The following is a 12,858-nucleotide window of genomic DNA, read 5'->3' as shown; positions in this document are numbered from 1 at the left end:
GTATATTCGGCTCCACAATAACCACCAGAAAAAAACCAGTTTATAAATATAAATGAAGAAGCTAATTATTTTAACAATTACCTGCATCGCATTATTAACCGCCTGCAACAGCAAAGGAACAAAAGACACAAAAGATGATGCAACTGACCTGACTGAACTCCCTAAATCCGACACCCTTAAGATAGATTTCAAGCCGCACTGGGACATGCTGCTCATCCTTACCATCATGCCCGATTCCATCACCACAAACTGGAAATGGACCAAACAGGACAGGATCGATTTCAGGGAAAGTATACAACAGCACAATTATTACGTAGACACCACCCTGGAAAACGGCATCATCACAAAATTCAATAACGACTACATTAAAACCCAAAGTGCTAAGGGAACTTTTGAGCTGGCCGCCTACCGCATTAAAGACGGACAATACGTGATACTGACTAAAGAAAAAACCAAAGACAAGCAATATTTCACCACCTACGAGTTATTCCGGATGGGCGCTGCGATTGTGCCTGAGAAAGAAATTATAGGAGACTACCGCAAGTATTTATTAAAAGATACGACCAGAATGGCCTGTTTTAAAATCCTCGATAAAAATGCCAGATTTGACTACGATCTCACTGAGCCCGGAAAATTGCGCATCAAACTTAAAGATGTATCCAAAGACGAAGCCGAAGGCTGTCTGACAGGCAATTCAGTTGCCCTCAAGTTTGATGAACGTGTAAGGCCTTTCGTCCTTGAAGGCATCAAATGGGAAGAAAAATAGCATCTTTTAATTAGATTTCTTCAGGTATTGATAGATCTCGCTATTGGTAGAAAGTACGACCGAGGTCTTCTCACTAAACGTCTTTTCAAGGGTCTCCATAGATTTCAGAAAGCCGTACAGACTTTGCGACTGGCCTGATTGGTTATAAGCAGCAGCATAAATCGCGGCAGCACTGGCATCAGCCTTTCCTTTAATCTCCTCGGCCCTTTTAAAGGCCGCAGATTGAATATTCTTCAGTTCGCGGTCTTTCTCCCCGTTTATCTTTGACGCTTCCCCCTGACCTTCCGATCTGAACTTGTCGGCAATCCGGAACCGCTCACTCTTCATCCGCTCATACACCTGCGCCTGTACCTCCTGCACATAGTTGATCCGTTTGAACCTGAAATCCAGTATCTTAATTCCCAGTTCAATCGCCTGCTTATTCGCCGACTTCAGGATCATCTCCTGCATTCTGTCACGGCCCACAGACACCACCGCCAGCGAATCGCCCAGCACCTCCCCTATCGAATCCAGTTCCGGCTTGCGGTTGCTGCTGCGCACCAGCTCTTCAATGTTATTCTTAGCGACCACATTCCTGGTTTCCCCATCCAGAATATCGTCCAGTCTGGACTGCGCCCCGCGCTCATTGGTTAGCCGTTTAAAAAACTGCAAAGGATCAGTGATCTGCCAGCGCGCATAAGTTTCCACAAAAATAAACTTCTTGTCTTTCGTAGGCAATTGGTTGGGATCACCCACCCATTCCATAAAACGCTTCTCAAAAACATTGGCCGTTTGTATAAAAGGCATTTTGAAATTTATGCCCGGCGTGGTAATGGCACTGCCGATCGGCCTGCCAAACTGGGTAACCACCACCTGCTCATACTCTCTTACCGTAAAACTGCTGGTTATCAGGCACAGCAATACAAATAAAGCCGCAACCCCCATTATAATCTGTCTTCTCATCTTAGTCTTTTTTGGTGTTTTCTTTGTTCAGCTGCATTTGCAGCAAAGGCAATACATTAGCGCCGTTCTGATCGGTAATGATGACATTTCCAAGTTTAGAAAGGATGGTGCTCATGTTCTCCAGGTAGATCCGTTTTTTCGTGACCTCAGGAGCTTTCACATACTGGCTGTAAAGATCATTGAACCGGACCGCCTCACCCTGGGCATTGTTTACCCTTTCAATGGCATAGCCCTCCGCTTTCTGAATAGTTGCCTTGGCCTCACCGCTTGCCTTTGGAATCACTTTATTGTATTCAGACTTGGCACGGTTGATCAGCGTTTCTTTCTCCTGCTGGGCCTCATTCACTGCATTGAACGCAGCTTTTACCGGATCAGGAGGATTCACATCCTGCAGCACCACCTGCTCCACCTTGATGCCCATATTGTATTCATTGCAGATCTGCTGGATCAGCTGATGCAGTTTGACCGTGATTTCCGTACGTCCGATGGTCAGCACCTCGTTGACCGTCCGGTCACCCACAATTTGCCGGGTTGCAGCCTCAGAAATATTCCTCAGCGTACTTTCAGGATTCCGTACCTTAAACAAATAATTGTACGCATTATTGATCCTGTACTGTACCACCCATTCTACATCGGCCAGGTTAAGGTCACCGGTAAGCATCAAAGACTCATCCTGCAAGCCCTCCTTTGAATATTCTGAAGGCGACTCGACGTCACCCGCAGCAGAAGACCTGAACCCAAATTCCAGCTTTTGCTGCCGCTCTACAGGCACTTTATGAACCGTCTCTAAAAAAGGGATCTTAAGGTTCAGGCCCGGCTCCACAGTACGGGTGAATTTTCCCATCCTGGTGATGACACCCACTTCCTCCGTACCAATCTGAAAAATGGTACCCCAAAGTATAATGATCACCGCAAGTCCGATTAAAATGAACCTTATATTTTGCTGGACTCTGGCCCACAAAGTTGACTGCGTAAAGCCACTGCTATAGTCCCTTTCTTTAAATTCCATTTGTATTTCCTGATAAAATCCTGTAAATCCGGCACAAGCCGCTGAGAAAGGTACTTAAAATCGCTTACTTCCACAAGATTACGCAAACCATTATATTCACAAGATAGTTACAAAACCAAAATCATCCAGACCGTATCTTGGCACTGCTGGGTAAGCCAGCTTGCCTCAGCAAAAAATTGCCACACAAACCGACCCGATGACACCATGAAAAAAGAAATGGAAAAAGAAACAACCGGAATACCACGCCGTGATTTTTTAGGCAACATTTCAAAAGCCGGCATATTGGGCACATTGGCCGCACTCGGGGCCTCAGTTCCCGGCAGTTCCGCAGCCGCTGTACTCCAGTCGCTGACTGCCGAACCCGCAGAAGGGCACGTATTCCTCACCAAACCCTACCTGCAGCTTCCCAATCCCGACAGCATGACCATCCGGTGGATCACCAATAAGCTTTGCTACAGTTGGGTCGAATACGGCGAAGGCGACAATACCCATACCAAAGCACATCATGTCATAGAAGGGCTCGTAGATGCCCACAACAGGATCAACAAGGTTACCCTGTCTGGCTTAAAACCCGGCACCAAATACAGCTACAAAGTCTGTTCTAAAGAAATCGTGGACTTTCAGCCTTATGCCCTGAAATACGGAGAGACCATCAGCAGCGAAACCTACACCTTTACCACACCGGAAGAAAACCCTGACACCGTTTCCTGGCTCATCATGAACGACATCCACGACAGGCCCCTTTCCATTCCGCACCTCATGAAACTCAATGGTTCAGACCATTACGATTATGTGTTTTACAACGGCGACATCTTTGACTATCAAACAGATGAAAAACAGATCATCGACCACATGCTCAACCCTTCAACCGAGGCCTTTGCCAGCACCAGGCCATTTCTGTACGTACGCGGGAACCACGAAACCCGCGGGAAATTCAGGGGCGAACTGAAAAATTATTTCTCCAGCAAAGACGACAAGGGATTCTTCGCTTACCAGTGGGGACCCGTTTTTAACCTGGTGCTCGACACCGGTGAAGACAAACCTGACGACGCCCCGGTATATGCGGGAATAGTCGATTTTGATGGTTACAGAAGAGAACAAGCCAAATGGGCTGAGGAAGTCATGAGATCTGCCGCGTTTAAAACGGCAAAATTCCGGGTCGTCATGATGCACATTCCCCACTTCCATTCCGGCGACTGGCACGGACCAATGCACTGCCGGGAACTGTATGCGCCCTTATTTGCAAAATATAAAGTGGACATGGTCATCTCCGGCCACACTCATAAATATGGCGTATGGCCACCCTCCGCAGAGCATCCCTATCCGATCATCATCGGCGGCGGGCCGAAGGATGGAAGCCGCACACTCACAAAGGTCACTGCAAACAAAAAGACACTGAACCTGACCATGCTTAAAGATGACGGTACAGAGGTAGGAAAATACACGATCAACAGGTAATCCGAAGCAGCTGATCTGCTTTTAACTGGGAATACTATACTTTAATCCGTTCAGTAATGACAGTATTGCTTTCCGGGTTCAGACCTCTCAGCTCTACATACCTCACATTCGGCAGCCAGAATGAACCGCCCTCGATGCGCACAAAGATCCGGTCCAGCAAAAGTTTCTTATTGTTTACGGTCACATACACATGAAATTTCTTGTCGGCCTCGGAACGCTGTAAATATAAAGCGAGCTTTTTGTGCGATACAAATCTCAGTTCAAAATGATCTTTGCCCAGCTCCTTTGCGTGCACGCCATAGGCAAATTTCTTCTGTACATAGCTCATGTCCTGTTTCTTGCCACCCTCGCCATACCTGATCCAGTAACCGATGACCGGTTCCTCCCGGTCCACAACGCCATCTTTTACATTCAGTTCATAAATGAGCGTATTGAGGTTTGGATCTCTTTGCAGGTAAAACAACTGGTTGGCAATCCCTTTTGGAGTTGGGAATTTCAGAGGCGAAGGATTGCTCGTATCGCCGGATTGCGCCGGCACAGAAAACGCAGAAAACAACAGCAGCACCACAGAAACCGCAACAAAAGAGACATTTACCTTATTCATCGAAAAAAATTTAGTCGGCAAAGATAGTCAGAAATTATACGGTTTAATACACCGCATTATCCCGGTTCTGTAATTTTCGAGAAAAATTATCAACTCATGATCTCTAAAACTCATTTTCAATGCTCACACTTTGATTATTTATTTCTTTTCTACAAACCAACAATCTCTTCAATTGAAAGATCTGTAGCACCAGCAATAATTTCAAGGCTGATGCCCTTAATCTTCAAGTTTTTGGCAATCGCTTTTTTTTCAACCAATGCTTTCAGCCGTTCTTCTTCACGACCTTCTTTACGACCTTCTTCAAGACCTTCCTTTTTTCCTCCTGCAAAATTGGCTGTATTTTTATTGTCCCAGCCCACTTGTTCTTTTGTTCTGTACATGTCTCGTTCCTCCTTTGTTAATTTTGAATATTTTGCTAAGTAAAAAAATTGATCCAACTCTGGTGCATTTAAAAAAGGTGGCACCGTATTCATTTTTTCAGCATGTTTAATCGCATAAATCCACTGATCCAGTATGCTACTTAGTGCATCCCCTTCTTTTTTAAACTTCTCAATCTCCAAATAAATAAACTCTAGTTTATCATAGAATCGTTCCCCTGTTTCTTTATAATTTAAAGTAACACTATGAAGATAGCTTTCGGCTTTACTATTTGGAAGACTGAAATCTGCCAATAAACAAACTACATAAATCTCTTTAAGGTCATATTCCCAATCTGGATCTCCTTTTGGAGCCTGATCGCTGATCAGTCTGCTTGCATAAAATATTGATCTTTCCTTAAAATATATCTGTTTTACACGCTGTACTTCAACCAAAAACGTCGTTCCATCAATATCTGTGCAAACAACATCAAATGCCGCATTACGTTCAGAATCAATCTCACCCGGATATTCATTTTTGCCATAGGCAATCGTATGAACACACCGTTTTCCCTCCAATACTCCGTTAAGAAAAGACCTAAGCACCTCCTTACTCGTTTCAGAAGCGAATATTTTTTTGAAGAACTTATCCCGAAAAGGGTTAATGTAGGTGATAGCAGCATTCTTATTTCTAAGAACATACTCCGCTCCCGGCTCGCTGATGATATTGTCTAATAATTCTTCCTCCAATTTGTCCAGGACTCTTTCCATTACTCGCCTAAATAATAAGTTAAGCCAAATATACCAAGAACAACTAAAACAAACAATTATTTCTTAATAATTAATATATTGTGATTAAACAATAAATATTGGTTGTTCATACAATATTTTGACAAGCATAAAAGGATTTAATAGGTTGCTTTTTTTAGCGAAATGCGAATGGGAATTCTATATACAAGCTATCACCCTGGGCATACCTATCTACCGCAGCCTGCAAAATCATTGCCTTTTCCTTTACCGGATTGAATACCAGGGAACTGGACGATATGCCCCCCCTGTTATACACCAGTTTGGGGTAGTTCAGCTGGTATTCCCCTATTATCCCAGATTTTTGTATGCCAATGATCAGGGATTTTACAGCTCAATTCTTCCGGCATACACGCTATCGGAAATGCTTTGCCTGTCATCGGCGATAAAAGCCACATAGACCTCGATTGAAGTATCTTTTTTCTGACTATAATGGTCTGTTTTTCTATAATCGATCTCCAGAACATCCTCACCTGCAGTCCTTCTCGCACCACTAAGCACATAAGAAGTCTCTTTGCTGACCGGCAGATAGGCCAGCATCATCACCTGGTCTCTTCTCCGCTCACGGCTAAGCCCCGGGTTTATCTCCCACTTGATCCTGAGCTGATTGTCCTCCAGCTCAACGGTCGGATTCAAAGGCGGCATCAGCGTGCCTTTACTCACGATGATCTTACTGTAATCCAGTTCAAAATCAGGGAATTCGCCTTTAATGGCGTCTTTGATATTGTAAGAAACTGCATTGTTCTGGGCAATTTTTGTAGTTCCCTCCACATCCAGTTTAAAGCCGACATTTGTGAAACCATTTATGACGGAAATAAAGGCTTTTACCAATTTAAATTTTAAATTTACAGCCTGCTGGGCTGGTGTCCTTGCCTTTTTCTTTTTAGGTTTAGCAGGCGACATCCTGAGCACCGCCTGGCCTTTGCGGACGTAGCCAACAGTGTTGGCCAATTTGCCAACGATGGGACCAAAAATCCCTTCTAATAAACGCGCCATTCTTACTTTTGGTTTAAGCGGAACTCCATTATTCCTTAGCACAAAGTTAACAATAAGTCTACATACAGTAGTAATTTAATTTTGCTTTTTTTATGATTTTATTCTGCTTTAATATTGCTTTTTTATTGCTTGAGCAAAAGGATAGCAAAACAATAGCAAAAGAAAAGCAAAAGGATAGCAAAAGAAAATGTGAACACAACCACCACTTACTATTGACCGATTGCTGATTTAAATGCTATTGATTTGCTTGTCTAAACGTGTGAAAACAGGACTGATAGATTGGCTTGTATAGATATACGAATAATAAGTGCAGGAACCATTGCCTTGAGTTTCATTACAGCCCCTTATTCAGTGTTGTTTGCAACCACAATAAATGACCCTTAAAGCTGTACTGTCAGGATGAAAATCAGTCCTTCTGTTCACGTTTTAGATTTTCGTTTTATCGGTTTATGATTTAGTGAACAGAACAAATGACAATTAATTACAGTTTAATTACCTAATATACAATGTATTAATTATAAAAGAAATGACAGAATATCCTTTCTCTGAGGTATTTTCTTTACCTGTTTCTGCGTCATAATGAACGGAATGAACATAAAACAATCACTCCGGTGTCTGTAAGTTTGGTATACTATACAATTCTGTAATTTTTTATCCTAAATTTTGAGCAGAGTTGATAGGAAGGGGAAATCAAACTATCGCTCAGGTGTTGAAAGGAAGACGTGCACATATTGTTCTAACGGGCCTACTATTTACAGTAATGTTGATGGTACTTGGGGGAAGTAGTGCGAGGGGGCAAACCCCAACGTATGCTACTGGATCTGATGATGGAGTTTCAGGTATCTGTTTGTTATGTGGTGTAAATAATCCAAATCGGGCAGCAAGTACCTCCAGTTTGACCGACTTTTCTGACTTCACAGTTACGTTAGGGTTAGGTTCAGTTTCTGTTTATCAAACTTTGATATTTCCTTCTGTCAATACACAACAAGGGTGCGATGAGGTTGTCGTCCATATCGGAAATTCTAGTAATGTATTAACAGCCAATCTACTAACAGGTGTATCCATTGGGACGTGGAATGGAAGTACTTCAAACAATGATGCAATAACTATTAATTCGGCAACATTAACATTGCTTGGGGGGGGGAACGAAGCCGAAATTCGCTTTAAACCAACCGCGAAGTTTGATAGAGTAAGGGTTACATTGTCTTCAGCTCTACTTTCAGCCAATTTGGGAACTTTTCGGTTATACTTCGCTTATAAAACAGCTAAGATTCCGTCACTAGCTACTATTTCATCGCAGTCAATTTGTGATGGACAGTCCTTTGATTTAACATCGATTAATCCGGCTGATAATAATAATTATACAGGAGGCAGTTACACTTGGTCGACCATGCAAGGAGGAAGCGCAATCTCAACAACGGTAACCCCACCTGTAGGAACTACTACGTATTGGGTTCGCTATACCAAGGATGCCTGTTATGACGACAAAAGTTTCCAAATAACTGTCAAGCCATTACCAACTTTTACAAGTAGCTTAACCAGTTCTGTTTGCAGTGGTAGTACCTTTTCTTACTCCGCTATAGGTGGTATTTCAGGCACCACATTTTCCTGGACTAGAGCTGTTGTTAGCGGAATAAGCAATGCCAGTGGAACAGGCAACTCGAACTCAATTTCCGAGACATTAATAAACACAACATCGTCACCAAAAAATGTCACCTATGTTTTTAATCTTACTGCAAACGGTTGTAGTAGTAGTTTTAATTTAGTTGTTACGGTAAATCCGCAACCTTCACTAGCTTCCATTACATCACAATCAACCTGTGTTGGTCAATCGATAAACTTAACAACTTTGAATCCAACAGACCAGACTGGAACATCTGGAGGTACATACATATGGTCTTTAACACAAGGCGGTGCAGCTCTTCCTTCAACAACAATAACTGGATCAGCAGGTACATATACTTATTGGGTTAGATATGCGAAAGACGGTTGTTATAGCGATCAAAGTGCATCTGTAACCTTTAACACAATACCAGCCACACCTAGTGTGTCTGCGCCTTCGATTTGTACAGGAAGCTACGGGGTTTTTAGCATCATAAGTCCGGTAGTTGGGTATGTTTACAATTGGTACACAGCTTCCACGGGAGGTTCTCCGATAGCAACGGGCACAACTTATACTACACCCGGAGCTTTAAGTAGCACTGTTACATTTTTTGTCGAAGGGGTAAATGGGACTTGTCCTAGTGCAACTCGGGGGGCTGTAACAATAACGGTAAATCCCAAACCTCCCTCCCCTCACGTCAATATCAGTTCAAATTAAAATAAATTATAAACAACAGTTAAAATTCAAAATCATGAAAACAAACTACTTAATCTTCAAAACATTGTTAACTATCATGTTAACCGGAGTTTTCTCTAGTGTGATTGCTCAAACATCAATCAGTAGCCTTGCTGAATTTACCACAGCCAACGCTAAAATTACAGACCTAACACAAATAATATGCGCAACAAAGCAGGTTCAATTGAGTGTTCCACCAACATCTGGAATCACTTATGTTTGGGAAACAAGGACAAATGACGATACTGGATTAGGAACAGGGACACCCCTAACGGCCAACACTGGTAGCTTTACAGAGGTCCCCCCTGCACCAGGTTTTTACACATACAAATTAAAAGCAACAAACACAGCAACTCAGTGTTCGGAAATTTTCGAACAGGTAGTATTTGTAATGCCGGCAGCTACGTTAACCATTACACCTCCATCAGATGTTAACGCTTGTACCAACGAAACTACTGCGACGTTTGCATTTACTTCATCTATTGGCAGTAATACAGTTGGAACTTTAACATTTCCAGTAGATTATGAATGGTTCTCTAAAAAAGGAACCGATGCTGAAGTAGCAATTGCAAATAGCAACAATGCGAATCTGACTGTTCCAACATTTAGTGCTGACGGCGTGTATCAGATTTATGCAAGAGCTACGTTTAAATTAAAACCAGCATGTGCTCCAGCAGAGTCTAACAAACCAACTATTACCATAACTCCTGCTCCTGATAGACCAGTTATTACAATTGCATCCAACTAACTTAAAGAGTTAGTTACCCCTGTTTATCATGATTAACGGAAAGATAAGATTTGCGTCTGGTCTGCTGTTGCTTAGTGCAACGGCAGGCTTTGCGCAATCTACTGGTCCGCCGGTAGTGACGATCAAGCAAGGGTCGTCGGTAAAATTGCGGGCCAATTCTGTTAATGCAACCACTTACCAGTGGTTAAGGAATGGGATTCCTATACAAAATGCGACGCTTCCCGATATTGAAGTGAAAGATGCGGGGACGTATAAAGTTGTAGCCTACAATAAAGAAGGCTGTGAGTCAGATGTTTCTGATGCGGTCGTGGTCCTTGTGGAACCGGTAAATCCGCGGAAAGCAGATATGATGGTTAAAAAAGATGCGGACCTGAGGTCTGTTGGCGTGGCTGATATCTATGAATACCAGATCGTGGTGACCAATAAGGGTGCAGATCAGGCCACCCAGATCATGGTGACTGATGTACTGCCGCCAGAGGTGACGCTGGAACAGTTCCTGACAACTACAGGCACTGCACGGTATGACAATGGATCGAGGGCGGTCAACTGGGAAATCATGAGCCTGGACAGCGGAAAAACGGCACAGATCAACATCCGGGTGAAGGCGGCAAGTCCGGGGCTGGTGAAAAATACAGCTACGGTGACTGCGTTTGAGGTCGATCCGGATCTTTCCAATAACAGCTCAACGCATGAAAAGACCATTGTAGACATCATGGTTCCGAACGTGTTTACGCCAAATGGCGACAACAAGAACGATACGTTCATGATACCTGGTCTTGAAAAATATGAGGCCAATGAGCTGACCATCATCAACAGATGGGGTGCTACAGTATACAGTAAAAAAGGCTATAAAAATGACTGGACAGGGGATTCTTTAGCTGAGGGCACTTATTATTATTTGTTAAAAGTAAAAGCAGGAGGCAATAAATGGGAGGTCTACAAGGGCTATGTGACCTTGCTGAGAGGAAAGAGATAAGAAAATAAACAGAAGGATAACTTAACCGGATAATCACCGACTAGTTGAATGCTGACTTTATATACTTGCGGCATAAAGTAACGACATGCCTCAAAAACCCAGTAAATACATCAGCCCATTACTAGATTTTAGTTTTAAAAAGATCTTTGGTTCTAGTCCCAACAAAGATTTGCTGATCGCTTTTCTGAATGAGATCTTTAAAGGCAGGAAAGTGATCACTGACCTTATATATAATAAAAACGAACATCACGGCGACAACAAGGAGGAAGCGACTGCGGTGTTTGATCTGCTCTGCACTGGAAATATGGGTGAAAAGTTCATTATCGAAGTACAACACAGTGACCCTATTAACTTTAAAAAAAGAGGAATTTATTATACTTCACGCGTAGTCAGCGAACAGGCTCCGAAAGGCAAACTCAAAAGCTGGCTGTACAATATTACCGAGGTCTATTTTGTAGCCATTATTGAAAAGCCTATTGAGAAGAATTCAACCGACGACCGTTATCTTCATGATGTATGTCTCTGCTACAGAGACACTGGTGAAATATTTTATGAAGGATTGGGCTACACTTATATTGATTTGAGTAACTTTGTGAAGACGGAGCAGGAATGCAGTACCCAACTGGATACGTGGCTTTATTCGCTAAAGCACATGGACGAAATGGATGAGCTTCCAGCACACCTTAAAAAAACAATTTTTGAGAAGTTGTATAACATTGCAGAGTATTCAAAAATGAGCAAGGAGGAACAAAAGATGTATGATCAGAATCTAAAACGTAAGTGGGACAATGAGGCCGCCTTTGCTTTCCGCGAGGAAAAGGGAAAGTATGAAGGGAGATTGGAAGGAAAATTAGAAGAGAAAATAGAAGTCGCCTCTAAAATGATAGCTGAAGGCATCGCCGTTGAACTGATCTCAAAATGCACAGGACTCTCGGTTGAAGAGATAGCAAAGCTTCATTCTTAGATTTAACTGCTCACAGCCCCGTAAACTCTGCCTTATATTCAGATGGTTTCTTCAGCATCACCTCTTTGAACTGTTTATTGAAATTGGACAGTGTGTTGAACCCGCATTCATAGGAAATGGTGGAAACCGGCATGTCGGTTTCGATCAGCAATTTGCAGGCATGCTTGATCCGCAGTTCGGCAATGAATTTGGAAAAGGGCTTATTGTTTTTTATCGTAAAATAACGGCTGAATGATGTGGGCGTCATAAACAGCATTTCTGCAAGTTCCGGCAAGGATATCCTCTTGCGGAAATTAGCCAGCGCATATTCATAAACTTTATTCATCCTGTCGGTTTCGTTCTCTTTGAAGGGGCCGCTGTATTCGGTATGCGAAATGTAGTGGTACTCTTTGGAATGCGCCAGGATGTCGAGGATCTTCAGCAGCTGGATCAGGCTTTCCAGACCACGCATATGGATCAGTTCTTTCATCAGCTCAATCACCTGATCTCTTTTTTCACCATAAAATTCCAATCCTCTGGCAGCTTTCTTAAATAGCTTTTTGAGCAGGAGCATCTCCTCTTTTTCCATCATGTGCTCGCCCAGAAAGTTTTCCTGCAGGTAGATGACAATGCCCTGTATGCCCAGGTGGTTGTCCCTTTTGAAGTAGGCTTCGTCGCTGCGCCACAGGTGCGGCAGATCGGCGCCTGTGAATACCAGTTCGGTATCACGAAAGGATTTGATGCTGTCGCCGATAAAACGCGTGCCGGTGCCTTTCAATACCACAAAAAGCTGGTATTCGGAATGTGAATGCCAGGTAGGATCAAAATGTTTGTCTTCCAGTTCTTTGATGACGAACATCTGTGTTTCGGGAATGGTGGATTTGTGGATGGCGACCTTCATCTGCTTTATGTTGA

At 43.0% G+C, this 12,858-nt stretch carries 12 protein-coding genes; 6 read left to right on the top strand and 6 right to left on the bottom strand.

The features are described from left to right. Positions 1 to 52: 52 nt before the first annotated feature. Positions 53 to 766, top strand: coding sequence for a hypothetical protein (locus QEP08_RS04250; RefSeq protein WP_285056094.1), 714 nt, complete (start codon positions 53 to 55; stop codon positions 764 to 766). Between the two features lie 6 nt (positions 767 to 772). Here the strand turns inward: QEP08_RS04250 and hflC are convergent, their stop codons facing one another. Further along, positions 773 to 1,708: a protease modulator HflC gene (gene hflC, locus QEP08_RS04245; protein WP_285056093.1), complete on the bottom strand. Its 936-nt coding sequence runs from the start codon at positions 1,706 to 1,708 to the stop codon at positions 773 to 775. A 1-nt stretch (position 1,709) separates the two neighbouring features. Continuing rightward, the gene (hflK, locus tag QEP08_RS04240; RefSeq protein ID WP_285056091.1) at positions 1,710 to 2,717 is read right to left on the bottom strand and encodes an FtsH protease activity modulator HflK; all 1,008 of its coding nucleotides are present in this window, start codon (positions 2,715 to 2,717) and stop codon (positions 1,710 to 1,712) included. 204 nt (positions 2,718 to 2,921) lie between these two features. Between hflK and QEP08_RS04235 the strand changes: the two genes are divergently transcribed. Next, the gene (locus tag QEP08_RS04235; protein ID WP_285056089.1) at positions 2,922 to 4,175 is read left to right on the top strand and encodes a purple acid phosphatase family protein; all 1,254 of its coding nucleotides are present in this window, start codon (positions 2,922 to 2,924) and stop codon (positions 4,173 to 4,175) included. Between the two features lie 34 nt (positions 4,176 to 4,209). Here QEP08_RS04235 and QEP08_RS04230 read toward each other — a convergent pair whose 3' ends face one another. From QEP08_RS04230 to QEP08_RS04220, 3 genes are all read right to left on the bottom strand, one after another. Then, on the bottom strand, positions 4,210 to 4,779 hold the full coding sequence (locus QEP08_RS04230) for a DUF4833 domain-containing protein (RefSeq protein ID WP_285056088.1): 570 nt from the start codon (positions 4,777 to 4,779) through the stop codon (positions 4,210 to 4,212). 149 nt (positions 4,780 to 4,928) lie between these two features. Further along, complete coding sequence (locus tag QEP08_RS04225) at positions 4,929 to 5,906, bottom strand: Rpn family recombination-promoting nuclease/putative transposase (protein ID WP_285056086.1); 978 nt, start codon at positions 5,904 to 5,906, stop codon at positions 4,929 to 4,931. 363 nt (positions 5,907 to 6,269) lie between these two features. After that, positions 6,270 to 6,938: a DUF6266 family protein gene (locus tag QEP08_RS04220; RefSeq protein WP_285056085.1), complete on the bottom strand. Its 669-nt coding sequence runs from the start codon at positions 6,936 to 6,938 to the stop codon at positions 6,270 to 6,272. 766 nt (positions 6,939 to 7,704) lie between these two features. On the opposite strand from QEP08_RS04220, the gene QEP08_RS04215 reads away from it, so the two are divergent. The 4 genes from QEP08_RS04215 (at position 7,705) to QEP08_RS04200 (ending at position 11,964) form a co-directional block, all read left to right on the top strand. Continuing rightward, positions 7,705 to 9,258 carry an Ig-like domain-containing protein gene (locus QEP08_RS04215; protein ID WP_285056084.1) on the top strand — a complete coding sequence of 518 codons (1,554 nt, stop codon included), beginning with the start codon at positions 7,705 to 7,707 and terminating at the stop codon, positions 9,256 to 9,258. A gap of 34 nt (positions 9,259 to 9,292) precedes the next feature. Next, positions 9,293 to 10,024: a hypothetical protein gene (locus QEP08_RS04210; RefSeq protein ID WP_285056082.1), complete on the top strand. Its 732-nt coding sequence runs from the start codon at positions 9,293 to 9,295 to the stop codon at positions 10,022 to 10,024. A gap of 28 nt (positions 10,025 to 10,052) precedes the next feature. Then, positions 10,053 to 11,000 carry a T9SS type B sorting domain-containing protein gene (locus QEP08_RS04205; protein WP_285056081.1) on the top strand — a complete coding sequence of 316 codons (948 nt, stop codon included), beginning with the start codon at positions 10,053 to 10,055 and terminating at the stop codon, positions 10,998 to 11,000. 85 nt (positions 11,001 to 11,085) lie between these two features. Further along, complete coding sequence (locus QEP08_RS04200; RefSeq protein WP_285056079.1) at positions 11,086 to 11,964, top strand: Rpn family recombination-promoting nuclease/putative transposase; 879 nt, start codon at positions 11,086 to 11,088, stop codon at positions 11,962 to 11,964. 10 nt (positions 11,965 to 11,974) lie between these two features. On the opposite strand, the gene QEP08_RS04195 is transcribed toward QEP08_RS04200, so the two are convergent. Further along, the gene (locus tag QEP08_RS04195; protein ID WP_285056077.1) at positions 11,975 to 12,844 is read right to left on the bottom strand and encodes an AraC family transcriptional regulator; all 870 of its coding nucleotides are present in this window, start codon (positions 12,842 to 12,844) and stop codon (positions 11,975 to 11,977) included. Positions 12,845 to 12,858 lie beyond the last annotated feature (14 nt).

The sequence above is a fragment of the Pedobacter ginsengisoli genome, assembly GCF_030244015.1.
Classification (GTDB): Bacteria; Bacteroidota; Bacteroidia; order Sphingobacteriales; family Sphingobacteriaceae; genus Pedobacter; species Pedobacter ginsengisoli.
The sequence above is the reverse complement of the archived record's forward strand: the minus strand, read 5'-3'. Positions and strand labels throughout refer to the sequence as shown.